Source organism: Bergeyella porcorum, from assembly GCF_042427575.1.
Taxonomy (GTDB): domain Bacteria; phylum Bacteroidota; class Bacteroidia; order Flavobacteriales; family Weeksellaceae; genus Bergeyella; species Bergeyella porcorum.
The window spans coordinates 1-23,869 of sequence record NZ_JBHMFD010000010.1 but is presented as its reverse complement, the minus strand read 5'-3'; the positions used below and the strand labels follow the sequence as shown (position 1 = coordinate 23,869).

General features: G+C 39.6%; 24 protein-coding genes. 11 read left to right on the top strand and 13 right to left on the bottom strand.

Features of this window, described 5'->3' with window-relative positions:
* Positions 1 to 164: 164 nt before the first annotated feature.
* The 4 genes from ACFFUE_RS06450 to ACFFUE_RS06435 form a co-directional block, all read right to left on the bottom strand.
* Complete coding sequence (locus ACFFUE_RS06450) at positions 165 to 1,247, bottom strand: alpha/beta hydrolase (RefSeq protein ID WP_376833711.1); 1,083 nt, start codon at positions 1,245 to 1,247, stop codon at positions 165 to 167.
* Between the two features lie 208 nt (positions 1,248 to 1,455).
* Positions 1,456 to 2,469, bottom strand: coding sequence for an alpha/beta hydrolase (locus ACFFUE_RS06445; RefSeq protein ID WP_376833709.1), 1,014 nt, complete (start codon positions 2,467 to 2,469; stop codon positions 1,456 to 1,458).
* 48 nt (positions 2,470 to 2,517) lie between these two features.
* Positions 2,518 to 3,498 carry an aldo/keto reductase gene (locus ACFFUE_RS06440; protein ID WP_376833707.1) on the bottom strand — a complete coding sequence of 327 codons (981 nt, stop codon included), beginning with the start codon at positions 3,496 to 3,498 and terminating at the stop codon, positions 2,518 to 2,520.
* A 38-nt stretch (positions 3,499 to 3,536) separates the two neighbouring features.
* Complete coding sequence (locus ACFFUE_RS06435) at positions 3,537 to 3,899, bottom strand: nuclear transport factor 2 family protein (protein WP_376833705.1); 363 nt, start codon at positions 3,897 to 3,899, stop codon at positions 3,537 to 3,539.
* A 253-nt stretch (positions 3,900 to 4,152) separates the two neighbouring features.
* Here ACFFUE_RS06435 and ACFFUE_RS06430 point away from each other — a divergent pair, with 253 nt between their 5' ends.
* On the top strand, positions 4,153 to 4,977 hold the full coding sequence (locus tag ACFFUE_RS06430) for a helix-turn-helix domain-containing protein (protein ID WP_376833703.1): 825 nt from the start codon (positions 4,153 to 4,155) through the stop codon (positions 4,975 to 4,977).
* A 51-nt stretch (positions 4,978 to 5,028) separates the two neighbouring features.
* Here ACFFUE_RS06430 and ACFFUE_RS06425 read toward each other — a convergent pair whose 3' ends face one another.
* Entirely contained in the window at positions 5,029 to 5,430 is a 402-nt protein-coding gene (locus tag ACFFUE_RS06425) for an OsmC family protein (RefSeq protein WP_376833701.1), read from the bottom strand.
* An 18-nt stretch (positions 5,431 to 5,448) separates the two neighbouring features.
* The gene (locus tag ACFFUE_RS06420; RefSeq protein WP_376833699.1) at positions 5,449 to 6,342 is read right to left on the bottom strand and encodes a pirin family protein; all 894 of its coding nucleotides are present in this window, start codon (positions 6,340 to 6,342) and stop codon (positions 5,449 to 5,451) included.
* 266 nt (positions 6,343 to 6,608) lie between these two features.
* On the opposite strand from ACFFUE_RS06420, the gene ACFFUE_RS06415 reads away from it, so the two are divergent.
* Both ACFFUE_RS06415 and ACFFUE_RS06410 read left to right on the top strand, forming a co-directional pair.
* Complete coding sequence (locus ACFFUE_RS06415) at positions 6,609 to 7,607, top strand: outer membrane protein assembly factor BamD (RefSeq protein ID WP_376833697.1); 999 nt, start codon at positions 6,609 to 6,611, stop codon at positions 7,605 to 7,607.
* A 38-nt stretch (positions 7,608 to 7,645) separates the two neighbouring features.
* Entirely contained in the window at positions 7,646 to 7,969 is a 324-nt protein-coding gene (locus tag ACFFUE_RS06410) for a DNA-directed RNA polymerase subunit omega (RefSeq protein WP_376833695.1), read from the top strand.
* A 97-nt stretch (positions 7,970 to 8,066) separates the two neighbouring features.
* Here the strand turns inward: ACFFUE_RS06410 and ACFFUE_RS06405 are convergent, their stop codons facing one another.
* A complete protein-coding gene (locus ACFFUE_RS06405; RefSeq protein WP_376833693.1) occupies positions 8,067 to 8,690 on the bottom strand; it encodes a TetR/AcrR family transcriptional regulator in 624 nt (207 codons plus the stop codon).
* An 82-nt stretch (positions 8,691 to 8,772) separates the two neighbouring features.
* Between ACFFUE_RS06405 and ACFFUE_RS06400 the strand changes: the two genes are divergently transcribed.
* The 4 genes from ACFFUE_RS06400 (at position 8,773) to ACFFUE_RS06385 (ending at position 11,203) form a co-directional block, all read left to right on the top strand.
* Positions 8,773 to 9,399 (top strand): TatD family hydrolase, encoded by a 627-nt coding sequence (locus ACFFUE_RS06400; RefSeq protein ID WP_376833691.1) that lies wholly within the window; start codon positions 8,773 to 8,775, stop codon positions 9,397 to 9,399.
* On the top strand, positions 9,396 to 10,124 hold the full coding sequence (locus ACFFUE_RS06395; RefSeq protein ID WP_376833689.1) for a tRNA threonylcarbamoyladenosine dehydratase: 729 nt from the start codon (positions 9,396 to 9,398) through the stop codon (positions 10,122 to 10,124). Before ACFFUE_RS06400 ends, ACFFUE_RS06395 begins: the two co-directional genes overlap by 4 nt.
* On the top strand, positions 10,125 to 10,478 hold the full coding sequence (rnpA, locus tag ACFFUE_RS06390; RefSeq protein ID WP_376833687.1) for a ribonuclease P protein component: 354 nt from the start codon (positions 10,125 to 10,127) through the stop codon (positions 10,476 to 10,478).
* A gap of 281 nt (positions 10,479 to 10,759) precedes the next feature.
* Positions 10,760 to 11,203 (top strand): hypothetical protein, encoded by a 444-nt coding sequence (locus ACFFUE_RS06385; RefSeq protein ID WP_376833685.1) that lies wholly within the window; start codon positions 10,760 to 10,762, stop codon positions 11,201 to 11,203.
* A 36-nt stretch (positions 11,204 to 11,239) separates the two neighbouring features.
* Here the strand turns inward: ACFFUE_RS06385 and recN are convergent, their stop codons facing one another.
* From recN to ACFFUE_RS06355, 6 genes are all read right to left on the bottom strand, one after another.
* Positions 11,240 to 12,889, bottom strand: coding sequence for a DNA repair protein RecN (gene recN, locus ACFFUE_RS06380; protein ID WP_376833683.1), 1,650 nt, complete (start codon positions 12,887 to 12,889; stop codon positions 11,240 to 11,242).
* A 36-nt stretch (positions 12,890 to 12,925) separates the two neighbouring features.
* Positions 12,926 to 13,828, bottom strand: coding sequence for a type IX secretion system protein PorD (gene porD, locus ACFFUE_RS06375; protein ID WP_376833681.1), 903 nt, complete (start codon positions 13,826 to 13,828; stop codon positions 12,926 to 12,928).
* Positions 13,829 to 13,864: 36 nt separating this feature from the next.
* Positions 13,865 to 15,064, bottom strand: coding sequence for a bifunctional phosphopantothenoylcysteine decarboxylase/phosphopantothenate--cysteine ligase CoaBC (gene coaBC / locus ACFFUE_RS06370; RefSeq protein ID WP_376833679.1), 1,200 nt, complete (start codon positions 15,062 to 15,064; stop codon positions 13,865 to 13,867).
* 123 nt (positions 15,065 to 15,187) lie between these two features.
* Positions 15,188 to 17,350 carry an outer membrane beta-barrel protein gene (locus ACFFUE_RS06365; RefSeq protein ID WP_376833677.1) on the bottom strand — a complete coding sequence of 721 codons (2,163 nt, stop codon included), beginning with the start codon at positions 17,348 to 17,350 and terminating at the stop codon, positions 15,188 to 15,190.
* 69 nt (positions 17,351 to 17,419) lie between these two features.
* Positions 17,420 to 17,737 carry a GNAT family N-acetyltransferase gene (locus ACFFUE_RS06360; RefSeq protein ID WP_376833675.1) on the bottom strand — a complete coding sequence of 106 codons (318 nt, stop codon included), beginning with the start codon at positions 17,735 to 17,737 and terminating at the stop codon, positions 17,420 to 17,422.
* Positions 17,738 to 17,841: 104 nt separating this feature from the next.
* The gene (locus ACFFUE_RS06355) at positions 17,842 to 18,369 is read right to left on the bottom strand and encodes a YceI family protein (protein ID WP_376833673.1); all 528 of its coding nucleotides are present in this window, start codon (positions 18,367 to 18,369) and stop codon (positions 17,842 to 17,844) included.
* 229 nt (positions 18,370 to 18,598) lie between these two features.
* Between ACFFUE_RS06355 and ACFFUE_RS06350 the strand changes: the two genes are divergently transcribed.
* The 4 genes from ACFFUE_RS06350 (at position 18,599) to ACFFUE_RS06335 (ending at position 23,252) form a co-directional block, all read left to right on the top strand.
* Positions 18,599 to 20,875 carry an aconitate hydratase gene (locus ACFFUE_RS06350; protein ID WP_376833671.1) on the top strand — a complete coding sequence of 759 codons (2,277 nt, stop codon included), beginning with the start codon at positions 18,599 to 18,601 and terminating at the stop codon, positions 20,873 to 20,875.
* 425 nt (positions 20,876 to 21,300) lie between these two features.
* Complete coding sequence (locus ACFFUE_RS06345) at positions 21,301 to 21,570, top strand: transposase (protein WP_376833669.1); 270 nt, start codon at positions 21,301 to 21,303, stop codon at positions 21,568 to 21,570.
* A 221-nt stretch (positions 21,571 to 21,791) separates the two neighbouring features.
* The gene (locus tag ACFFUE_RS06340; RefSeq protein WP_376833667.1) at positions 21,792 to 21,944 is read left to right on the top strand and encodes a hypothetical protein; all 153 of its coding nucleotides are present in this window, start codon (positions 21,792 to 21,794) and stop codon (positions 21,942 to 21,944) included.
* Between the two features lie 372 nt (positions 21,945 to 22,316).
* Positions 22,317 to 23,252 carry a helix-turn-helix transcriptional regulator gene (locus tag ACFFUE_RS06335; RefSeq protein ID WP_376833665.1) on the top strand — a complete coding sequence of 312 codons (936 nt, stop codon included), beginning with the start codon at positions 22,317 to 22,319 and terminating at the stop codon, positions 23,250 to 23,252.
* Positions 23,253 to 23,869 lie beyond the last annotated feature (617 nt).

Sequence of the window (23,869 nt, the reverse complement as noted above, 5' to 3'; positions counted from 1 at the left end):
GTGTGTTTTCGATTTTTTTATATTATTTTTTGGGCGTGCCCCTATCGGGTCGGGCTGTTCGCTATTACTCCTCGCTCCGTTGCACTTCGCTGTGGGGTAGCCGCTTCCATCCTTCACGCAAGGTGATACCGCCAAAATTGTTTTCAGAAAACAAAACAGTGTTATTAATTCAATTTATTTTCTTTCAACCACTTAGCGAGCAAATCAGCAAGAACATCGTTATTCTTTTCACTCATCAAGAAATGCGTGTTGCCATAGATTCCCAATTTGGGTAGCTCCACGAGGGTTGCTTTGCCACCGTGTCGGTTAATGGCTTCCACAAACTTACGCCCCATTTGAAGGCGAACACGCCAGTTTTCGTTGCCCAATCGGTCGGTAACCTCTTCGGGGATATAGTCGCCAAAGTAGAGAACTATCGGTTTTTCAGCCAGTTTCTTGAAGGTTTCGAGTGGAACGGGGACTCCTGTCGAACCTCCCGTAAGTCCGTTGATAGGTTCGGGCATTTCGTTTTCGGGGAAGATGAATGCTCCGGGTTCATACGCTACCACAGCTTTGGTTTGGTTGTTAGCGGCAGCTGCCAACCACCCCGACACACCACCTGCCGAGTGCGTTACCAAAATATTTTTCCCTGCTTTATTGGCAAGTGTTACAATGGTGGCTACATCGTTTTGGAAATTGCCACCGCTCAAATCGGGAGTCATTGTTCTGAAAAATTGCGAAAAAGCCTCCGAATCGGTCGGGAACTGTACGCCTTTGTTGTAGGACGGATAGTCGCCCATACGCCATATCTCAAACCAAAATTGCTCGTTGGCTTGGGGGCTAATGGTGATTTCTTTCGATGTTTTGCCTGCCTGCCCACGCCCCGGCAAATCCATCACATACGACGGATAACCCTTGCGAAGCATTAGCGTAGCGAAGCCCTCACGCCCGTCGGGAGTCGATGTCCAAGTTGTCCCCGAACCGCCATAACCGTGAATGTAAATCATCGCGTGTTGTTTGGCATTGGTAGGCTTTTGGTAATCTACCCAAGCGTGGTCGGAGTGTAGCGTTTGTCCCGTTTCATCAACCTCCGCCCAACCTTTGAACGTTTTATTGTTGAAAGTTCCCTGACGCTGAATTTTTGTACCACCAACGGCAAAAGAGGTCTGTTTTTCGATGGTCAAAGGTTTTTGTTTTTTCGTTTGGGCTTCTGCCTGAAAGAACAAACTTCCTGCAAAAGCAATGCTTAGTATCAAATTTCTATTCATTCTTTTAGATTTTATTGTTTACTACCGCAAAGGTATGGCAATCATTCTTACCGATTGTTTCACAAAAGGAGCCGAAAGTTTCACTTTTTGCCTTTTTCTAAAAGATAAAAAAAGCGAAAACCGAGAAGACTTCCGCTTTTTTGGGAAAGAGGAAGTATGCGATACTCCCTTACGGTACGCCCCTTTAATGTATCATATTCCACTTTGTTTATCTGTGCAGATTCTTTCCGAAAAAATCTGTCAGTTTCTCTGCAATTTGCTTTACATATTCGGGCTTCCAATAGGTTTCGATATGGGTTGCTCCCTTTACGATAAACAGCTCTTTATCAGATGTTCCCGTTGCGTTGTCAAAAACGGCTTGGGTCATATAATGCGTATCGGATTTTTCGCCCGAAATCATCAAAAGCGGTTGCGTGATTAAATCGACATTGGTATTAACATCAAAATTCATCAGATACAGCAAACTTTCGGTCGTATATTGAAAAGTAGAATTGGGGTGAGCGTGTGTATCGCCGTAATATTCCATTCCTTGTCGGTAAAGATCGGTAGGAATTTTTGCCAATTCTTCCTTTGAAAGTTTGGTAGCCTTGCTTCCCGTATATTCTATTTCGCCCGTAGCAATGCGTTTGGCTCTGGCATCGGAAGCCAATTGCAGTCGCTCCTGAATGGTTGATAGTTGTGCATCGTGAAAACCATTGCGGCGTACCAACCCCGAATTGAACATACTTACAGTTGCCACTGCTTTGAAACGCTTATCGGTTTGCACCGCTTTAATCGTGTAGCCTCCACCACCACAAATACCGAGTGCCCCGATGCGGTTGGCATCAACACCTTTGTATTCCGAAATGAAATCTGCCATCGCGTAAATGTCTTCAATACGATTATCGGGCTTGTCCGTATTACGCGGTTCGCCGCTACTTGCACCCTGATAAGCCGCATCGGCAGCAATGGTAATGTAGCCTTGCTGTGCCAAAAGTTGGGCGTAAAGTCCTGCTACTTGTTCCTTAACTCCACCGTTGGGGTGTGCTACCACGATGGCTGGATATTTCTTTTTAGGGTCGAAATCGGCAGGCGTATAGACATTGGCAACAATGGTTAGTCCGCTGTGCTTATAGGTTACGGGAGTTATGTTCACTTGCCCTTTTTCATTTTTTGTAATAGCCCCTTGATAGACCAAACCAAAGGGATTGTCGTTGCTTTGTTTCTGTGCCGAGATACTCATTGTTATAAAACTTAATAGTATTAAAAATATTTTTTTCATTTTCCGTAATTATCTATTTATCATCTTTTGGCTTGCTTCGTTGTATCGATGTCCCACGATTTGAATGGATTGCAAGGCTTCCCGTATCTGCGAAAGCTCTTCCGACGCGAAACGAATGTCGGTGACTCCGTTGTTTTCGGTAAGTCGTCCGATGTGGCGTGTACCGGGTATAGGTACGATGTTTTCGCCCTGATGCAACACCCACGCCAAGGCAAGCTGTGCGGGAGTAGCCTCCTTTTGCGATGCCAAACGGCGTAGCAGCTCCACCAAAACCTGATTGGCTTCCATCGCCTCTTTTTGAAACCGCGGTACAGTACTACGGAAGTCATTGGCGGGGAAAAGCTTTTCGGGGTCGATTGTACCTGTCAAAAATCCCTTTCCCAATGGACTGAACGGCACAAACCCGATACCCAACTCTTTGAGCAAAGGCAATATTTCGGCTTCGGGCTCTCGCCACCAAAGCGAATATTCACTCTGCAACGCCGATACAGGCTGTACGGCATTGGCACGGCGGATAATCTCCACTCCCGCCTCCGACAAGCCGAAATACAGTACTTTGCCTTCGGCAATCAACTCTTTCACCGTACCCGCCACCTCTTCAATCGGCACTTCGGGGTCCACCCGATGCTGATACAAAAGGTCTATGTAATCCGTTTCCAAGCGTTTGAGCGAACCTTCCACCGCCTTACGGATATTTTCGGGACGACTGCACAACCCCGCCACCCTGTCGCCTTCAAACTTAAAACCGAATTTGGTAGCAATTACCACCTTTTTACGAAACGGAGCAAGAGCTTTGCCTACCAACTCCTCGTTGGTAAAAGGTCCGTAAATCTCTGCCGTATCAAAGAGCGTAACACCTTGCTCCACTGCCTTATGAATTACTTTGGTCATCTCCTTGGGGTCGCCTGCATCGCCATAAGCCATCGACATTCCCATACAACCCAATCCGATTTCGGATACTTGTAACTGTCCTAATTTTCTTGTTTTCATTTCTTGCATTTTATTTTATGGTGTTATTATAATGTGTCTCAATACACTATCCTTGTGTAGGCAAACGAAGCCAAAAGCCACTTTCCGTTCCATTGGGAGTAGGTCTCGGTAACTACAAACGGATTGGTAACCTCATTGCCTCCCACGACTGCCGTCAGGCGGATTTTGGAAAGCACCACAGCTGTTGTTCCAATGATTCTGACGGACTTTTCCTGCATTTCCAACGCCTTCAAAACGATACCTCTGCGTCGTAAAACATCTATCTCCTCATTACGTGTTAAGGTAGCTCCCATATGCACAAAAAAGGCTTCGGGAGCAATGTTTGTGGTCATTGTTTCAAAATCTTCGGATTGCATTGCTTTCCATATTTTTTCGGAAAGATTTAAAATTTCTTTTTCCATATCGGTCGTATTGTATGTTTTAGTTTGAGCCGAACATATTGCTAATGAATATATTGCAAAAACGATTGATAAGATTGGTTTCATATTCTGTATTTGATACTAATCTATTAATTGCTTATTGGTAACTATTTTCTGCAAAGGTATGCCGATAATTAGAAAATGCTGTTTCCCAAAAGGAGCCGAAAGTTTCACTTTTTGCCTTTGTCAAAAAAAACAACTACCTTTGTTTTTCCAACAACAACATTAAAACCTTATGTTACTCAATCCATTAGAGCATATTGTATTTTCTACCCAATTGGACTTTTTCACCACGCATCGTGAGGATTTCACCGCTCACGCCCTTTGCGAGGCTGGCAGTGGAAGTTTTCTGCTGGCAGGGAAACGCTTCGAGATAAAAGCGGGCGACTTTATGGTTTTTCCCAACGGACATCTGATGTCTGATTTTCGGTTTTCGGCAGATTTCAAGGTTGTTGCCCTGTTTATTTCGCAGGTTTTTATTCGCAACCACCGCCCCGAAAACAACTACGATGTGGTTGGCGTAATGGCTTTGTTTGAAAACCCTATAATGTCCCTCAACGAAGCGGAAATCAAAATCCTCAAAGAGGACATACTCCTGATTAAAAACAGATTAAACGACACCACTCACCATTTTCACAGCGAACTCATCGGGCTGTTGGCAAAGGCTTTTTTTCTGGATATTTATGATGCTCATTACCGCATCTATCGGAAAAATGAAATTTCCGAACGCAAATCTTTGATTCTGAAACAGTTTATTGCCCTTCTGGAAAACGAAACCTATATGGCACAACGAGAGGTAAGCTACTATGCTTCAAAACTTTCTGTAACGCCAAAATACCTCTCCAAAATAGCGGTGGAGGTTAGCGGACTGCCTGCTCAATATTGGATAGAACGCTACACAACGGTGAAAATCATAGAGTTGATTCGCTCACAACAATATTCCCTAACGCAAATTGCCGAGATGATGAATTTTTCTTCGGTTTCGTATTTCAGCCGATATGTACAGCGGGTTTTGGGAATGTCGCCCACCGAGTTTCGGGAGTTGTATAAAGACTTATAATAAACTGAAATACTTGATAATAATTCTTTATTTTAGAGAAACATTACTTTTTTACAAAATCTCGGTTATCACCTCTATTTTCCCGTGGAGTAGTTTGTGTATAGGACAGCGTTCGGCTATAGAAAGTAAGCGTTTTTGTTGGTCTTCGGTGAGGTTTGTATCGCCAAAAGAAATGCTTCTTTCAAATAGTGCTTCTCCTGATTTGTTGTTGTTTTCCAAAATTACCTCTACATCAATGGTTGGGACTTTCCATTGTTTCAATTCTACATACATCTTCAATGTTGCTGCGGTGCAGGTTGCCAATGAGGAAGCTAGTAGTTCTAATGGATTCACTCCCTTGTCTTCTCCACCTTTGTCTATGGGTTCGTCGGTATAGATGGTGTGATTTCCTGCTGTTACTTTGGTAAGAAATTTCTCGCCAGATAATTCTGCTTTTACGCTAACTTTTGCCATATTCTGTATTCTTTCTTTTTATTTACCAAATGGTTTTGGCAGTGGGACAAATTCTTCTTCATCGCCTGGCACTTTCGGAAAGGCATCGTAATTTTGCTCTTGCCAATTCTTTTTGGCTTGTTCTAATTTCTCTTTGTCCGAACTTACAAAATTCCAAAAGATAAAGCGTTCTTCAGGCAAAGGCTCTCCACCAAAAAGATAAACGGTGGTGTTTTCTCCGATTTTAAACGAACAAAGCTCAGCGTTTTTTGCTACTAAAAGTTGTTTGGTTTCGTAATGATTCCCTTCGATGGTTACCGAGCCTTCCAACACATACATCGCTACTTCGCCATAGAGGTGTTTCCCGATATTAAGCACGGCTCTTTCGGTAGATTTTATCTCCACAAAAAACAACGGACTGTGTACGGGCACAGGAGATTTTCTATCAAAAGCCTCACCAGCAATGAGTTTGAACTGCGTGTTTCCTTCGTTCCAAGCGGGGATATCCGCTGCATCGGTATGATGAAAAAAAGGTTCGCCGTTTTCTAAATCTTTGGGCATTGCCACCCAAATTTGCAATCCGTGAAGTGTTTTTGAGGTATTTCGCAATCGCTCTGGCGTTCGTTCGGAATGTACTACGCCTTTCCCTGCCGACATCCAATTGACCGCTCCTGGTGTGATTTCCAAGGCGTTTCCAAGGCTATCGCGGTGAAAAATAGCCCCCTCTAAAAGGTAGGTGAGCGTAGAAAGCCCAATGTGTGGATGTGGAGGAACTTCTAAATTATCCATTGCAGAAAGCTCTGCGGGCCCCATATGGTCTATGAAAATAAACGGCCCTACGGTGCGTTTTTCACGAAAGGGCAACAGCCTTCCTACCAGAAAGTTGCCAATATTCGCTGCTTTTTCTTCTATGATTAATCCAATGTTTGACATATTTTGTGTGGGGTTTAAAATTATAATTAAGTCGGTACAAACCTACTGAAAAAAAGCGTTAGTTTTATCTATAGGATTCTTTACTTTTGTCTATCGTTTCTCAGTTCCGCCATTGGAAAGCAATTAGCACAAAGCCCGTGATTTTATTTTACTGAATTTGAGATAAAAAATTCAATTTGTTAAAGTATCATAAATAGGAAATCGGTAATAAAAAAAATCTTATTTTTGTCCGTTGAAAAAACTTCAATACAATTTTTAGATTGAATATGAAAAAGATAATAGCTCTGCTAGTTTTGGCATTAGCCATCAGCTCTTGTAAACAGAAGTTTGATGTAGCGATGAAAAGTGCCGATAAAAACCTTATTTTAGAAACTGCTAACGAATATTTCGCCAATAAAAAATGGCAACAAGCCATCGCTCTCTACGAAAGATTGCCCAATCTGGTAGCAGGAACAGATGATGCTAAAACCGTAATTTTCAATACAGCGTATGCCAACTACTACGACAAACAATACCGTGTGGCAGGGCATCATTTCAAGAATTTCTCTGTAACCTTTCCTGATGACCCAAGGGCAGAAGAGGCGGCTTATATGTCGGCACTTTGCTATTATGAGGGATCTTATGATTACAACTTAGACCAAGCGAATACGCAATCTGCAATCAACGAGCTTCAAAACTTTCTCAATCGTTATCCTAATTCAGAGCGAGGAAAAAACATCAATGAATTGATAGACGAATTGTCTTACAAGATAGAATTTAAAGCCTACGAACACGCCAGACAATATTATAATATGGCAGAATATGTGTCTGCAGACATTGCATTTGAAAACTTTCTTCAAGACTATCCCGCTACTAAGCTTAGGTCCAAGGTATATGATTACATTATGAAATCTAAATACCACTTGGCAATGAACTCTAAATATGCAAAGAAAGAAGACCGCATCAATACAGCTTTGGCTTATACCAAATTTGTAGAAAAAGAATTGCCAGAAACCAACTATACTAAAACTGCAATAGATTTTAGAAGTAAATTGGAAGCCGAAAAAGTCAACTTTCAAAAATTAAAAGAACGCGTAGAGGCTGAAAACGCTCTTCTTGCCGAAAAACAAAAGAAACTAAAAGCGGAGGAAGAAGCTAGAGAACAAAGACGAAACGAGGTGAAAAATGTACTAAAAACCCTTGATGACAACAAAAAAGCAATGATGGATAGTGCAGCAGCAACAACACCCGCACCAGCAGCAACTTTCAAAATTAAAAGAAATTAATTATCTTTGCAACCTTGATAATAAATAATCCACTGACAATGAGTGTAAAAGATACAAAAGCAGAACTAACAACAGTAACTTACGACAGAGATAAAATCGAAGAAAAAGTAGGTTCTATCTACGAGGCTATCGTAATTATGGGTAAAAGAGCGGAACAAATCAACGCAGAAATCCGTTCAGAACTTCACTCGAAGCTTGATGAATTTGCGGTACACAATACCACTTTGGAAGAGGTATTTGAAAATAGAGAGCAGATTGAAATTTCTAAGCATTACGAGAGATTGCCAAAACCTACCTCCATCGCGGTAGAGCAATGGCTAAATGATGATATCTATTTCAGAAAAACCGAAGAAAGAAAATAATTTTTTTCATACTTAATAAGAAGAAACCACACAACTGCTATTATTGTGTGGTTTCATTTTTATCAAAATATAATGTAATGTTTACTCATTCGCTTTTTTATTCTTTTGGTTGATACCCCAATAGCGAAAATACCGTCTGGTAATTACTCGCTCTGATTTTAGTTTCTGCCTTTTTCAGAAAATCTTTCTCCGACCCGGAAAGATAAATGCTATAAAACCCTTTATTTCTAATTGAAAATACTGCTGTCCCAATGATAATCGTTAATACATCTTCCGCCTTTGGTGTGAAGTGAAAAACGCCCGCAGCAACACCTTTTTTGATAACCTCATCTATTTTTTCTGTGGCGGATTTATAAAATTCTATCAGCTCATCTTTCACCAATTCTATATGCCGCACTTCCTGCTTTACGAAAGCGTGAAAATAGCTATACTTAAACATCTGCTCTACGATAAACCTGATAATCTCCTTCATCTGCATCTCTGGGCGACCTTCTCTTATGACCTCCATAAACTCCGCAAAACACTCTCTGGTACGCATCACACGATACTGATAAAGATATGCCAACATCCTGTCCTTAGAGCCAAAATAATAAGAAATCATTGCAACATTTACATTGGCTTTTTTACAGATTTCCCTTATAGAAGTTCCATCAAATCCTTTCTTGGCAATCAACGTTTCGGCTACCGTTAAAATCTTAATCTGTTTCTCAGTGAATTCCATTTTTACTTATTTTAGTTTTTGGTAAATATATTATTTTTTTATCACAGTCCAAACTAAAATTAATTTTTTGTTAAATTTGGCTATGAAATTTTTGGACTTTCACCACCACAAAAGAGGAATAACTAATGGAATCTACAATCTCCATTTTGAAGAAAACATTCCCAATTTTCCCTTTTCCATCGGGATACATCCCAAAGATATTGATGCTCAATGGACGCAGTATTTCCGCATTGTGGAACAATATGCCTTAGCCAAAAACTGCTTTGCCATTGGCGAATGTGGATTAGATGGCTTGGTTCCTGTGGACTGCAAACTGCAAGAAGAAGTATTCCAAAGGCATATATCATTAGCAAACGCCATCAGAAAACCTCTTGTCATCCATTGTGTAAGGTTGCACGCTCAGCTTCTGAAATTCCGAAAAGTGGCTCAAACTCCAATGGTAGTACACGGTTTTAATAAAAAAGCTACAATAGGAAACACACTTTTAGACCACGGATTTTACCTTTCATTTGGAAAAGCGGTTTTGCAAAATGTATCTTTGCAAAACTTTGTGAAAGATTGCCCTTTAAACCAATTGTTTTTGGAAACAGATGATACTGATTTTGACATCAAAGACCTTTATGAAACCGTAGCAACATTAAAAGGCATCAGCATAGAGCAACTTCACCTTTGTATAATAGATAATTTAGAACGCATCAGAAATATATGAGTAAAAAGTGGTTGGAACGCACCGAACTTTTAGTAAAAGATAAAGGATTAACAAAACTTCAAAAAGCCAATGTTCTCCTAGTAGGTCTGGGGGGGGTAGGTTCTTTTGCAGCAGAATTTTTAGCCAGAGCTGGGATTGGCTCTATGACTATAATAGATGGGGATACTGTAGATGTTACCAACATTAATAGACAGCTTCCCGCTTTACATTCCACCATCGGTAAAACCAAAGCCGAAGTGGTGGCTGCCCGATTGCTAGACATCAACCCAGAGCTGAACCTAAAGGTGGTAACGGAATTTCTAAACCCAGAAAATATGGCTGCTATCTTAGATGCAGAAACCTATGATTATGTCTTGGATTGCATTGATAGCGTATCTCCAAAATTATCTCTAATAAAAGAAGCCAAACGCCGAAAAATAAAACTCATCTCTAGTATGGGAGCGGGTGGTAAAACCGATGCTTCTAAAATCCAAGTGAAAGACATCAGTAAGACCTACAACTGCTACCTCGCTAAGCAAGTAAGAAAACGCCTAAAAAGAGAAACCAACATCCAGAAAGGGTTTAAATGTGTGTTCTCCTCTGAACTTCAAAATGAGGAAAGCTTGAAAATGACCGATGGTACTAATTTTAAACGCTCTTTTTATGGCACCATCAGTTTTATTCCAGCAGCGTTTGGATTGCACGCCGCAGGAGAGGTTATCAATTATTTACTGAAAAAAGATTAAATGAATTCTTACAGATACCCTAAGCAAGAGAAACTAAAACACCGCAATACCATTGCCCTTCTTTTTGAGAAAGGAAAATGGAAAACCTGCGGTAATCTTCGCATTATCACTTATCGCCCAAAGGATAATGCCTCCCATCAAATAGGGGTATCTGTCTCCAAAAAATTCTTTAAAAAAGCTACCGATAGAAACCGCATCAAAAGATTGCTAAGAGAGGTTTACCGACTGAATAAATCTGAATTCGTAGAAAGGTTTGGCGAGACCTCGGTTTCTATGCTCTTCTGGGCTTCCAAAGAGCTTCCCCGCCATTATCAAGAGGTGGAGAAAGATTTTTTGAAACTGATTAAAGGGTAGATTTTAGAGGTTAGAAGTTAGAAGCTAGATGTTAGAGATTAGATTTTCACATTCAAGCCTTTGCGATTCTTAGCGGTCTTAGCGGTAAAAAAAACAACCGCAAAGGACACAAAGATTTCCGCAAAGATAGTTTCACATTCAAGCCTTAGCGACTCCTCGCGGTCTTCGCGGTAATAAAAAAACAACCTACTCCCCTACTCTTGCCAAATATCATCTCTAAAAAGTTTCTTCGGATGTGATTATTTCTGTAAATTTGTTAGCAACTCAAAAAAAATAATACAATGACAAGAGAAGATATTTTAAAGAAAATCATTGAAGAACAACAACGCGTGATAGACAATCTGCACTACTCCGTAGAGCGATACAAAACTGCCTCTGATTTAGATGAAGATGATACCTCCGACCCAGATGACTTTGCAAGGCAAACAGAAGCGAAGGATATGCAACTTCGGTTTGAAAAACTGCTCCAAAAGGAAAAGCAAGATATGGCGTATGTACTTGCAGAGTTAGACCGCACCCACACCGAAGTGGAAGAAGGTGCCCTGATAGAAACGCCTAAAAACTATCTCTTTGTAGCAGTACCACTACCCAAGTTCAACATCAATGGGAAAGATGTGTTTTGCATCTCGGCAGAAGCTCCTATTTTTTCCAAAATCAAAGGAAAGACAGTGGGCGATAGTATAAAAATAGGCTCCGAAGATTTGGAAATCATTGCCGTTTCTTAAAAAACATCCCTTTCCTCACGGAAAGGGATTAGCGTTTCAATTCATCAGTTCCTTTGCTTGTTGCAGGGCGGCATCGGTAATCTTAGAGCCAGAGAGGAGCTGGGCTATCTCTTGTAGCTTTTCTGCTTCGGAGAGGGCAATGATATTAGATTGCGTTTTGCCATCTATTTCCTCTTTTATCACTTTATAGTTTCGGTCGCCCTTCGCAGCTACCTGAGCCAAGTGAGAAATCACTATCAGCTGAAGATGCTGTGCCATCTCTCTCATCACATTGCCTATTTCCTCTGCTACTTTCCCAGAAACGCCTGTATCTATTTCATCTAAAATCAAAGTAGGCAACTGGGTGTTTTCTGCCATTATCTTTTTCACCGCCAGCATCACCCGAGAACGCTCTCCACCGGAGATGGCAGATTGTATCGGCTTGAGCGGAAATCCTGCATTCGCCTGAAATAAAATCTCAATGCTTTCCTTACCAAAATGATTGTATGTATCAACCTCATCAAGAGCTACTTCTATTTTCGCTTTTTCTAAGCCCAATTGCCTTAGCAACGCCTCTATCTTTTGGGTAAACTGTGGTGCCGCCTTTTTTCGATTAACCGAGAGTTGTTTACTGAGGGCGTCCAACTGCTTTCTTACATCGGCAATCGTTTTTTCTAAGGCAAGAATGTTATCTTCCAAATCTGCAAAACCACTTTGCTCTGCTGCCAAAGCATCTCTTAGGGCAACAAGCTCTTCCACCGTTCCCACGCCGTGTTTCAGGAACAGTGCATTGATTTTATTCACCTTTGCATTAAGCTCCTCCAGCAAATGGGCATCTACTTCTATGGCTTCTGCTTTGTTTTGAAGTTCAAAAATAATATCTTTCAGTTCCAAGAAGTTTTCCTCAAAACGGTCCCGCAAAAGGGTGAACTCGTGAGAGTAGTCTGCTACTTTATTCAGTTTGTTTTTAGAATCCAAAAGACCATCTAAAATCCCTATTTCCTCCGCATCAAAACGGGCAAAAACTCCCGCCAATGCTTCAGAGATGGTTTCAGCATTTTCTTGGGTGGTAAGCTTGGCTTGTAGTCCTTCCCAATCAATTTCATCTAAATCGATTTCCTCTAATTCATTCAGCAAAAATGCCTTATAATCCGATTCTTTATTACCATCTTCCAACTGTTTTTTCAGCTGAGCCAATTGTTTCTCTTGCTGTTTCCATTGATGAAAAAGGGATTGGTATTCCAAAATCAAATTTTTATTCTCTGATAATCCGTCTATAATGGCAAACTGATAATCTTGGGAAAAAAGATTGGAGGTTTCAAACTGAGAATGGATGTCTATCAGCTGCTGAGAAAGCTGTTTCAGAACCTCTAGCGTAACGGGAACATCATTCACAAATGCTCTAGATTTCCCCGAAGGTAAAATCTCTCTGCGGATGATGGTTTGAAGTTCAAAATCCAATTCATTGGCATCAAAAAAAGGTTTCAGCCCTTCGGAAACGGAAAATTCTGCTTCTACGATGCTTTTTTTCTCTGCATTGGCAATGGCTTTTACATCTGCCCTCTCGCCTAAAATCAAACGCAATGCTCCAAGGATGATGGACTTCCCAGCACCCGTTTCACCTGTAATCACTTGTAGCCCTTTCTCTAAAGAAATTTCGAGTGTATCGATAAGGGCAAAATTTTGTATAAAAATTCTATTGAGCATAGATGCAAAGGTAATGAAATCCTCAACGCTAAAAAACTATTTCCACTTATTCCACTTGGTATCGGTATCTTTGGGAGAAAAGGCATTCATCAAGGTTTTTAGGTCGGTCAAGTTGATATTGGCATTATTGCCATTGGCAAAAATATCGTAGATTTCCTGCTTTTTAGAATCGATAAAAACATTAAAAGGATAGTTCATCTGGAAATTATTTTCATAACTTTTCAGACTTAGCAATGCATCTGCAATACTCTTTTTAGCCGCACTTTGATCGGTTTTATACAAATTATCCAACCCTAAACGATGGTAAGTATAAAAGGCATTACGCAGTGTTCTATTTTCCTGCTTCAGAAGATTATCAATAAGGCTGCCTCGCGTTCTTGGCCCCTCTACCACAGACCAACCTGTGAAGCGTTGATTCTGGGCATTTTGTGAAATTTTTTGAGCTTTCGTAAACCACTCTTGTCCGCCATTGGACTTGAAGCTATCTGCATCATAAGCCAAAATGGTATAAACATAAAAACTGATAACATCTATGAGGTTTTTACCAGAAAACTGTCTTTCATTGAAAATTAAATTTTCGTTTTCATTGTATTCAAAAGAAAAATTGGCATCGTTAATGTTCAACAAAGGAGATTCATAAGTGGTATTAAACACGGGGCGTACCGCCTGCACCACGATGGAAGCTTTAAACTGATTGTTCCCCTCTCGGGCATTGATGATGATGGCAAAATTGCTTTTTATTTTCTCATAGTTTTGAAGTTTCTTGCCTGTCCAGCTGGTATTATTAATGAAATCTCGAAGGCTTTTTTCCAGCGTTTTATACACCTGAGTATTACTCCCTTGGATTTGATCATAATTCACGGTAACACTTGCTAAAAGCTCTTGAGCAAAAGCGTTATTAATCAACAACAACGAAAGTATAAAGAGTATTTTTTTCATTCAAATTTTATTTAAAGAAACGGAAAGTTTTACATTTTATTTTAGCCATTTATGCTCTATGAAAAGGAGAATATCCTTCGCTACTTCTTCTTTAGGCTTTAATGCGAAAGGCTGTTCTTCCTCGGCTGTAATCAGCCTTATTTTATTGGTATCTTTCTGAAAACCTGCACCCTCATCTCTTAGAGAATTGAGCACAATCATATCCAGATTTTTCTTGTGCAATTTTCCTTTGGCGTTCTCCACTTCATTTTGGGTTTCAAGGGCAAAGCCTACCAAGATTTGATGTTGCTTCCTCTCTCCCATTGTTTTCAGAATGTCTGGATTTTTCACCAATTCTATGGTAAAAGTATCCTCATTTTTCTTGATTTTTTCATCGGCTACCACCTTAGGGGTATAGTCTGCCACGGCGGCGCTAGCAATGGCTATATCCACCGCATTATAATACTGAAATACCGCATTGAACATTTCTTTAGCTGAAACCACCCGATGTAGTTGGATGTTTTGGTGGCGGGGCTTTAGCCCCGAAGGTCCTGAAATTAGAATCACCTGTGCTCCCCTCCGTGCCGCCTCCTCCGCTAGGGCATAGCCCATCTTTCCAGAAGAATGGTTCCCGATAAACCGCACGGGGTCTATAGCTTCATAAGTAGGACCTGCCGTGATGAGGATTGTTTTTCCTTTTAGTGACTGATGAGCATTGGAGAAATGTTCCTCAATAGTTGTATAGATGGTTTCTGGCTCTGCCAATCTTCCCTGCCCTACCAATCCACTTGCCAATTCGCCATATTCTGCGGGAATAATGATATGCCCGAAATCTTCCGCTAATTCCAAATTCTGCTTTGTAGAAGGATGGGCGTACATATCCAAATCCATTGCAGGAGCAATAAACACTGGACACTTAGCCGAAAGATAAACCGCCAACGCAAGATTATCACACAGCCCGTGAACCATCTTACTGAGGGTATTAGCCGTGCAAGGTGCTACCAAAACAACATCTGCCCAAAGTGCTAGTTCTATGTGGTTATTCCAAGTTCCGTTGTCATTATAAAACTCGGTAAGCACCTCATTTTTAGAGAGTGTGGATAGCGTAACTTTAGAAACAAACTGCTCTGCAGACGGGGTAAGCACCACCTTTACTTCTGCATTTTGCTTTACGAAATCTCGTATCAAAAAATTGATTTTATAAGCCGCAATTCCTCCAGAAATAATGATGAGAATTTTTTTTCCTTCTAATGACATTGGTATTTTTTCTACCGAACGAAATTAGTAAATAGTTTTGATTGTAGCAAAAGTTTTAGTAAAAGGATATTAATAGAATTGAAAAAAAACATCCTCCCAATTTGCATTGAGAGGATATTGTATCTATGGCATTGGCGCCATAAGTCCGTTATTATCTTCTTTTTTCTCTTGGTTGAGAAGGTTAGGATTTTCTTTTGCCAATTTATTTTTGGTAGGAATTTTATAATTAACCGAGATACCAAAGGCTCTAGAATCCACCTTACTTCTGGTATGCACATACGGCTGTGCCGCCACAGAACGAAAGTAAAACTGCTGACTATTAAAGATATCGTTTGCAAAGATGGATAGCTTCAGCCTATCGTTCATCAGTTTTTTGGATAGTGTAAGGTCTAGATTATTCCCAATAGGTTTCACCGCTTGGAAGTAGAAGTAATTACCCCTCGGTGGAATAACAAAGTAATTTGCATTCAAAACTAAACTTTTCGGTAATATTATCTGAGCATTCAGATTGAGCACCATTGCCCATTTTGTTTTGATGTCTGGCAACTCGTGTTTTTGATAAGCCCAATAAACATAAAGGAAATTGATTTTATCTGGATTGAAATTGAATTTCATTATTTCCTTCAATGGTTTAGAAAAAATCATAAACGGAATAGGCAATCCCACATTGAAGTTATGAATTTTCATCTCAGAAATGTTCGCTTGTCTGTTTTGGATATAATCATTCGTAAGCCCTGTTTGAGCATCTGTAATCGTTTCCCTTGTAATGATTTGCATCACTTGATTTTTAGCAACGTTCACATTGTACCCGATGAAAGCATAGTCAAACACTGAGATTTTAGCCTCATAGTTATCAAAAATTGTGGGTTGGAGATTGGGGTTTCCAAAAGTAGTAGAATTGCTATTTTGGTATGTATTATTATTAGGGTTTAGAGCAGAGATGCTTGGCAATGTAATTTTTTTATTGTAATTGAGTGCAAAGTACACTTTGGGCATCAAGCTGTACTGGATACTCGCATTTGGGAAGAGTTTAAACTTTTTGAAAGGCGTTAAATCCTCTGTTACCAAAGCATCGTTCTGCTGATACCTAGTAATCCCAGAAATATCATAATCTTCGGCTCTAGTACCGAGGGTAAAATCAAATTTCTTCAGCTTTGCTTGAAGTTCGATATAGGAAGATGCCGTCTGACGCTGATAATCCAAATTGGTAATACCATAGCTCTGTGTATCAAACTTTTGCAACTCATATAAAGCCCCTACACTTATTTTCCCCTCATCTAAAATTTTGACTGGCTGAGAATAATCTACCCTAAAGCTAGACACATTCATATCAGATTGATTGTCCAATGTGTTTTGCACCATTTCCCTATTGTACTGCGTAAAATCTGACTTTGCATTGCTATAATTAAACCTAAAATCCAGCTTCTTAGCCTTATCGCTAAAGCGTTTCTGATAAGTTACCACAGCTTCATTTCTCAGATTAAGTGTTTTAGCATCATCGTTTCTTTCATAAGGCATCTGGAAAAATGTTCCACTACTGAAAGTGTTAGCATCATTATTATGATGAAAAATATCATAATTGAGCAACAAGCGATCTTGTCCAAGATCAAAAGTAACCGCCGCCTTTGCAAAATATCCCCTGCGTCTATTATCACTATTGGTAAAGGTAAGGTTATCCAGATTCCCCTTCATCATCCCTTCTCTATAATTCTCCCCTATACTAAGTTGCCAGCCAAAATATTTATTCTTTGCATTCAAGCTCAAAGATTGATTGGTACGGCTGCGAAACTTATCATAATTGGTAAAACTATAATTTCCCGCATAAGTAGCAGAAAGATAATTCTTTGCCGTTTTAGAAGTGATGATATTCAATATCGCTCCGCCTGATGTTGCAGGGAACTCTGCTCCGGGCTGAGTAATGATTTCTATACGCTCCACAGCATTGGCGGGCATCCCTTCAAGAAAGCCATTCAGCTCGTTAGAACTGATATTCAGAGGGCGACCATCCATATAGACATCCAGCATTTTCCCTTGATACATCATCCCAGCAATATCCGTAACCACCAAGCCGGGAAGCTTTTTCACACCCTCCATCAGCGTTCCAGAGTTGAGCACCGGTTGCTCTGAAAAATCAAAAATAGTTCTATCTGCCTTTTGCTCTACCGTTTTTTTGGCTTTTATAATATTGACAGCCTCTATCTGTTTTTCTTTCTCTGGTTTATTTTTTTCCTGAGCGAAAATCATTGTTGAAGATAATATCGCTCCCAGAATAACATTTTTCTTCATTTGATTTCAATAGTAATTTCAACAATCAGTCTATTGAAAATTTAAAATGTTACAATTTTAAAACCGCTATCAAAGTTGCCCATACCCTGGGAATTTTTCACTTACAAGATGTTTCCATTCTGGGTGTTTTTTGATGTATGCGAATACAAACGGACAGTAAGGCATTACTTTTTTGCCACTTTTTTCAATGTGTTGCAAGGTTTTTTCTACCAAGGCAACAGCCGTTCCCGTGCCTTGTAGTTCCTCTGGAGCTTCCGTATGCACCAAAGCGATGAGATGCTCTTTCTCTTCAAAATCGATAAAAGCGATATGCCCGTTGTTTTGAAGTTCAAAGCGTTGTTTTTTGTCGTTTTTTAGAAGTTGTAAAGATTCTAATTCTGGTTTCATTTTTAATTTTCTAACAAGTTTACAAAAAAAACATCTCACATCAGAATTATTTTTTTCGTATATGAGATGTTTTATATCAAACTAAAAATTCTAAATAAAAGAAATTACGCTTGTTTTACAAATTGAAGTTCTCCTTCTATTTTCACCTCTTCACTCACCAAAACCCCTCCTGTTTCTAAGGCAGCGTTCCAGCTAAGTCCGAAATCGTTTCTATTGATTTTTCCTTGGATAGAAAATCCTAATTTTTCATTCCCCCAAGGGTCTTTGCTTATACCGCCGTATTCTACATTGAGTTTTACCTCTTTGGTTTGTCCTTTTATAGTCAGGTTTCCTACGAGAGTAAATTCCTCTTCGTCTTTTGGTGATATAGAAGTGCCTTCAAAAGTAATGTTGGGATAGTTCTCTGCATCAAAGAAATCTACACTTCGGAGGTGATTGTCTCTATCTTCATTACGCGTAAAAATAGACGCTACATCTACCGTTGCTGTAACTTTAGAGTTTACAAAATCTTCCCCTTCAAATGCGGCTGAGAAATCTTTGAAGTTTCCTTTTACATTAGAAATCATCAAGTGTTTTACTTTGAAATTCAATTCACTATGTGCGGTATCTAATACCCATTTTGTTGTTGCCATATCTTAAATTTATTTTATTTGTTAATTGATGAGACAAAGGTACTTCCTCTGGATAGGTCAAAACATTGATGTAGGATAAGAAATGAATTTTTATAGCTTTATTTTTTTTCCAAAAACAATGATAGAAGAGATGAATGTAATTTATACACAATCTAAATTAGAAACGGGAGGAAAATATTTTAATTTTTGTAATTTTGAAAAATTAATTTTAATCAAAATAATATACAATATGACTTTTGACATTGATATGATTAAAAAGGTGTACGAGCGTTACCCAGAGAGAATTGCTGCAGCAAGAAATGTTGTGGGAAAACCTCTTACACTTGCAGAAAAGATTTTATACGCTCACCTTTGGGAGGGCAATGCTACACAAGCCTATGAACGAGGAAACTCTTATGTAGATTTCGCTCCAGATAGAGTAGCAATGCAAGATGCTACCGCACAGATGGCTCTTTTGCAGTTTATGCAAGCAGGGCGTAAAAAAGTAGCTGTACCTTCTACAGCACACGCAGACCACCTGATTCAGGCGAGAGTGGGTGCAGAGCAAGATTTACAAGAAGGTATTAATAAAAACTCTGAAGTTTTCAATTTCCTTTCTTCCGTTTGTGATAAATATGGCATCGGATTCTGGAAACCAGGAGCGGGAATCATCCACCAAGTGGTATTAGAAAACTACGCTTTCCCAGGCGGTATGATGATTGGAACCGACTCTCACACTGTGAATGCTGGTGGTCTTGGTATGGTTGCCATCGGTGTTGGTGGTGCTGATGCCGTAGATGTAATGGCCGGAATGGCTTGGGAGCTTAAAATGCCTAAACTCATCGGGGTAAAACTTACTGGTAAGATGAATGGCTGGACTTCCGCCAAAGATGTTATCCTAAAAGTAGCTGGTATCCTTACCGTAAAAGGAGGTACAGGCTGCATCGTAGAATATTTTGGAGAAGGTGCAGAGAGCCTTTCGGCAACAGGGAAAGGAACCATCTGTAATATGGGTGCTGAAATCGGAGCTACGACTTCTACTTTCGGGTACGATGATTCTATGAGAAGATACCTCGTAGCTACAGGAAGACAAGATGTGGTAGATGCTGCAGATAAAATTGCAGAACACCTTACAGGAGATGCAGAAGTGTATGCTAATCCAGAGCAATATTTTGACCAAGTGATTGAAATCAACCTTTCAGAATTAACCCCTCACTTGAATGGACCTTTCACGCCAGATTTAGCAACGCCTGTAGCTGAGTTTAGAGCAAAAGCGGAAGCCAATGGCTGGCCTTTAGATGTAGAGTGGGCATTGATTGGGTCTTGTACCAACTCCTCTTATGAAGATCTTTCTAGAGCCGCTTCCATTGTGGAAGATGCTGTTGCAAAAGGGGTAAAACCAAAAGCTATCTTGGGTATCAATCCTGGTTCTGAGCAAGTAAAATTCACCGCCGAGAGAGATGGCTTCTTGGATTCTTTCAGAAAGTTTGATAATGCAAGAATCTTCACCAACGCTTGTGGCCCTTGCATCGGACAATGGGATAGAGAAGGTTCTGAAAAACAAGAGAAAAACTCCATCATTCACTCTTTCAACAGAAACTTTGCAAAAAGAGCCGATGGCAATCCTAATACCCACGCTTTCGTAGCATCGCCAGAGATGGTAGCTGCTGTGGCAATTTCAGGAAGATTAGACTTCAATCCTATTACAGATACTTTGACCAACGAAAACGGTGAGCAAGTCAAACTAGACGAGCCAAAAGGTGCTGAACTTCCAGCAAAAGGTTTTGATGTAGATGATAATGGTTACCAAGCTCCTTCTGAAGATGGTTCTAATGTACAAGTAATCGTAGATTCTAAGTCGGATAGATTGCAATTGCTAGAGCCGTTCCAGCCGTGGGATGGTAAAAACATCGAGGGGGCAAAAGTACTCATCAAAGCTTTCGGAAAATGTACTACCGACCATATTTCTATGGCAGGGCCTTGGTTGAAATACAGAGGTCACTTGGATAATATTTCCAACAATATGCTCATCGGTGCCGTGAACGCCTACAATATGGAAACCAACAAGGTGAAAAACCAATTGACAGGTGAATATGGCGAAGTCCCTGCGGTACAAAGAGATTACAAGGCTCATAATGTAGCTTCCATCGTAGTAGGAGATGAAAACTATGGTGAAGGTTCTTCTAGAGAGCACGCTGCTATGGAGCCAAGACACCTTGGGGTGAAAGCGGTATTGGTGAAATCTTTCGCTCGTATCCACGAAACCAATTTGAAAAAGCAAGGGATGCTAGCATTAACTTTTGCGGACAAAGCAGATTACGATAAAATCCAAGAAGATGACACTGTTAACTTCCTTGATTTGGAATCTTTTGCACCAGGAAAACCATTAACATTGGAGTTTATCCACGCTGATGGCAGCAAAGATACCGTAATTGCCAACCATACTTACAACGACCAGCAAATCGGTTGGTTCCGTGCAGGCTCTGCCCTCAACTTGATTGCAGAAGAAGCCAAGAAGAATGGGTAAACCCCTCTAATTTTGATATACAAAAAATCACCTCTTTATAAAAAGGGGTGATTTTTTATTACTGTAATTAGAATTGATATTAAACAAAGTTCCCAAGATGTACAGAGATTCTAATCTGGTAAATTAAGACCTCCTACTGAGTACAGAGGTTCTAATCTGGTAAATCAAGACTTCCGACTGAGTACGGAGATTCCAATCTGATAAATCAAGACTTCCGACTGAGTACGGAGATTCCAATCTGATAAATCAAGACTTCCGACTGAGTACGGAGATTCCAATCTGATAAATCAAGACCTCCTACTGAGTACGGAGATTCTAATCTGGTAGATTAAGGTCTTCCATCAATAAAACCAAATTATAATGTTCCCCAACAATCAGACCACGGGTTAAGTAAAAAAAAAGTATTAATTCTAACTCGTAGAAAAATGAAAAAAACAAGAAGAAAATTTAGCCCCGCCTTCAAAACACAAGTTGCTATTGAAGCCCTGAAAGAGAGAGAAACACTATCAGAATTAGCTACTCGTTTCGATGTTCACCCTCAGCAAATCCAGAACTGGAAGAAAGAGTTTTTAAGCCAAGCAGACCAAGTTTTTTCATCAGAAAGGAGAAAAGAACAATCGGCTGGTAAAGAGGAAAAACTCTATCAAAAAATCGGTCAATTGCAGATAGAGATTGATTTCTTAAAAAAAACTTAGGGATGCTAGAGGAATGAAAGAACGGGAAAAAATGATAGATAAAGAGTATCGATTGAGTCTTTTCAGGTAATGCAACTTGTTGTGTGTTAGTTATCAACTATAATCAAGGGAGCTAATATACCTCGAGCCATTGGATAGATTATATGGAAAATCACGATATAAAGGTCAGTATGGATGGCAAAGGCAGGGCTATATCGAACAGTTTTTCAGGACGATAAAGTATGATTATATTTATCTCAATCCTGTGGAATCTGTACGAAGGGATTAGAGATTTTATTGCAGGATACAACAACCGAAAACATCAAGGAATTAACAATCAAAAACCAAAAGATTTAATTCAATTTGAACCCAATTATCAACTTAAATCCGCTTAACGTGGTCTAAATTTTGGGGACAGTATACAGTTTAGCCTAAGTCCTAAAACCAACTTTTATAGATTGAAAGGTATTTTTTCAAAAAATAATCCATCAGAACAAAAATAAAATCGGGGAAATCATTCTCCGATTTTTTTATAAACCAACACACTTTGGCAATACCCTATTTTAACATTCCAATAGACTATAATCTCATTTAGTGAAGCCCTTTAAAAAAAGGTTTTAGAAAAGTCTAAATCCGTAAAGCATAGCCTTTGGATAGATACTGCTGGTATCAAAGCGTATTCTCCCTAATCATCAACAAGATGATACAACAAACGACATATTCTGTCTTTCCATTTTTTTACCTTTGCACTTAAATAAAAAACAATTATGGCAAAAGAAGAACAAATACTCAGACTAAAATACATTGAAAACTTCCTAAGAGTAAAAGGAGAACGCGGTGCCACCTTTGAGGAAATAGAACAAGAGTTGGAACGAAAATTCCAAGACCGCGATACACTGGATATGCTCAGTTTTACAAAGCGTACCTTCCAAAGGGATAAAATCGCCCTAGAAAATATCTTTGGGGTAAAAGTTAAATACAACCGAAAAAAAAATGTTTATCATATCGAAAAAAACGAAATAGACGATCAAGAAGACAATATCTTAGACAATCTTCTCCTTGTAAACGCTTATAGAGAAACAAAGGACAAAGCCGATATTATGCTCTTTGAGCAACGCACCGCCCGTGGACTACATAACCTCAATGGACTCATACACGCCATTACCCACAAAAAAGTAGTTTCCTTTGATTATCAAAAATTTTGGACCGATGGCGATATCGTAAGAAAATCCGTAGCCCCCTATGCTCTGAAAGAATTCAAACACCGATGGTATCTCTTAGCAAAAGAACATCAAAACGAATCACCCCAAATAAAAACCTATGGACTAGACCGTATAAGCGATTTGGACATCAGCAGTAGTACCTTCAAAAAGCAACAATACAACGCCCGAGAAGCCTTTCACAACGCCTTTGGAATTGTTTCTCCCAATGGAGAAGCACCACAAAATATCAAACTCTCTTTTGATACTCAGCAAGCAAAATACATCAAAGCATTACCACTACATCACTCTCAAAGGGAAATATCTCACACCTCTGATGCCTCCATATTTGAGTACCACCTAGTACCCACTTATGATTTCGTTCAAGAATTGTTATCCTATGGCAGCAGAATGAAAGTTTTAGAACCTAAAAGTCTCCAAGACATCATCCTCTCTGAACTCAAAGAAAATATCAAGCAATATGAATTGAAAAATCAAAAGTAAAAGCGGTTAAAAACTCAAAAACACCACTTCATCATTCTACATTATACACCCCTTTATCATTCTTCGCGTCTTAGCGGTGATTTTTTTCAGGGTGGGTTTTAACCCGACTTTTGATATATATTATCCAAAAGGCTTTAGCCAAAATTAAAAAAACTTGCAGGGACACCATTTCGTATGGTAAATGGAACTATTGCTTAAACAACCATTGCGGAATTTGATTCAAGGTTTAAGGTTGAATATTCAAAGAATTAGAGGTAAAATAATCTCATTTGGTAGTCAATGGAATACGCCTTTCAACTTCCGAAACACCAAAATTCATTGGGGCATCATAACAAGGTTTTAAATCATTTTCTAATCCACTGTTTGAAGTTAAGGAGTTAGAAATTAGAGGTTAGAGGTTAGAAAAAGCTAGAAGATTATAAAGCTTGTTGATGGTTGATAGTTGCCGGTTGACGGTGAAAACTCAACACTCAACACTCTGCACTTAACACTTGAATTTGGTTGACGGCTGATGGCAGTTCCCCCTTTCGGGGGGTAGGGGGCTTATAAAGACAAAAAAAAACTCCTCACTGATTTCTCAATGAGGAGTTCAAAATTAAAAACTGGCGGCGACCTAC

Excerpts from the sequence above, each read along its gene's own strand:
- ACFFUE_RS06450 (WP_376833711.1), bottom strand. The coding sequence starts at position 1,247 with ATGAATAGAAATTTGATACTAAGCATTGCTTTTGCAGGAAGTTTGTTC.
- ACFFUE_RS06445 (WP_376833709.1), bottom strand. The coding sequence starts at position 2,469 with ATGAGTATCTCGGCACAGAAACAAAGCAACGACAATCCCTTTGGTTTG.
- ACFFUE_RS06440 (WP_376833707.1), bottom strand. The coding sequence starts at position 3,498 with ATGAAAACAAGAAAATTAGGACAGTTACAAGTATCCGAAATCGGATTG.
- ACFFUE_RS06435 (WP_376833705.1), bottom strand. The coding sequence starts at position 3,899 with ATGGAAAAAGAAATTTTAAATCTTTCCGAAAAAATATGGAAAGCAATG.
- ACFFUE_RS06430 (WP_376833703.1), top strand. The coding sequence starts at position 4,153 with ATGTTACTCAATCCATTAGAGCATATTGTATTTTCTACCCAATTGGAC.
- ACFFUE_RS06425 (WP_376833701.1), bottom strand. The coding sequence starts at position 5,430 with ATGGCAAAAGTTAGCGTAAAAGCAGAATTATCTGGCGAGAAATTTCTT.
- ACFFUE_RS06420 (WP_376833699.1), bottom strand. The coding sequence starts at position 6,342 with ATGTCAAACATTGGATTAATCATAGAAGAAAAAGCAGCGAATATTGGC.
- ACFFUE_RS06415 (WP_376833697.1), top strand. The coding sequence starts at position 6,609 with ATGAAAAAGATAATAGCTCTGCTAGTTTTGGCATTAGCCATCAGCTCT.
- ACFFUE_RS06410 (WP_376833695.1), top strand. The coding sequence starts at position 7,646 with ATGAGTGTAAAAGATACAAAAGCAGAACTAACAACAGTAACTTACGAC.
- ACFFUE_RS06405 (WP_376833693.1), bottom strand. The coding sequence starts at position 8,690 with ATGGAATTCACTGAGAAACAGATTAAGATTTTAACGGTAGCCGAAACG.
- ACFFUE_RS06400 (WP_376833691.1), top strand. The coding sequence starts at position 8,773 with ATGAAATTTTTGGACTTTCACCACCACAAAAGAGGAATAACTAATGGA.
- ACFFUE_RS06395 (WP_376833689.1), top strand. The coding sequence starts at position 9,396 with ATGAGTAAAAAGTGGTTGGAACGCACCGAACTTTTAGTAAAAGATAAA.
- rnpA (WP_376833687.1), top strand. The coding sequence starts at position 10,125 with ATGAATTCTTACAGATACCCTAAGCAAGAGAAACTAAAACACCGCAAT.
- ACFFUE_RS06385 (WP_376833685.1), top strand. The coding sequence starts at position 10,760 with ATGACAAGAGAAGATATTTTAAAGAAAATCATTGAAGAACAACAACGC.
- recN (WP_376833683.1), bottom strand. The coding sequence starts at position 12,889 with ATGCTCAATAGAATTTTTATACAAAATTTTGCCCTTATCGATACACTC.
- porD (WP_376833681.1), bottom strand. The coding sequence starts at position 13,828 with ATGAAAAAAATACTCTTTATACTTTCGTTGTTGTTGATTAATAACGCT.
- coaBC (WP_376833679.1), bottom strand. The coding sequence starts at position 15,064 with ATGTCATTAGAAGGAAAAAAAATTCTCATCATTATTTCTGGAGGAATT.
- ACFFUE_RS06365 (WP_376833677.1), bottom strand. The coding sequence starts at position 17,350 with ATGAAGAAAAATGTTATTCTGGGAGCGATATTATCTTCAACAATGATT.
- ACFFUE_RS06360 (WP_376833675.1), bottom strand. The coding sequence starts at position 17,737 with ATGAAACCAGAATTAGAATCTTTACAACTTCTAAAAAACGACAAAAAA.
- ACFFUE_RS06355 (WP_376833673.1), bottom strand. The coding sequence starts at position 18,369 with ATGGCAACAACAAAATGGGTATTAGATACCGCACATAGTGAATTGAAT.
- ACFFUE_RS06350 (WP_376833671.1), top strand. The coding sequence starts at position 18,599 with ATGACTTTTGACATTGATATGATTAAAAAGGTGTACGAGCGTTACCCA.
- ACFFUE_RS06345 (WP_376833669.1), top strand. The coding sequence starts at position 21,301 with ATGAAAAAAACAAGAAGAAAATTTAGCCCCGCCTTCAAAACACAAGTT.
- ACFFUE_RS06340 (WP_376833667.1), top strand. The coding sequence starts at position 21,792 with ATGATTATATTTATCTCAATCCTGTGGAATCTGTACGAAGGGATTAGA.
- ACFFUE_RS06335 (WP_376833665.1), top strand. The coding sequence starts at position 22,317 with ATGGCAAAAGAAGAACAAATACTCAGACTAAAATACATTGAAAACTTC.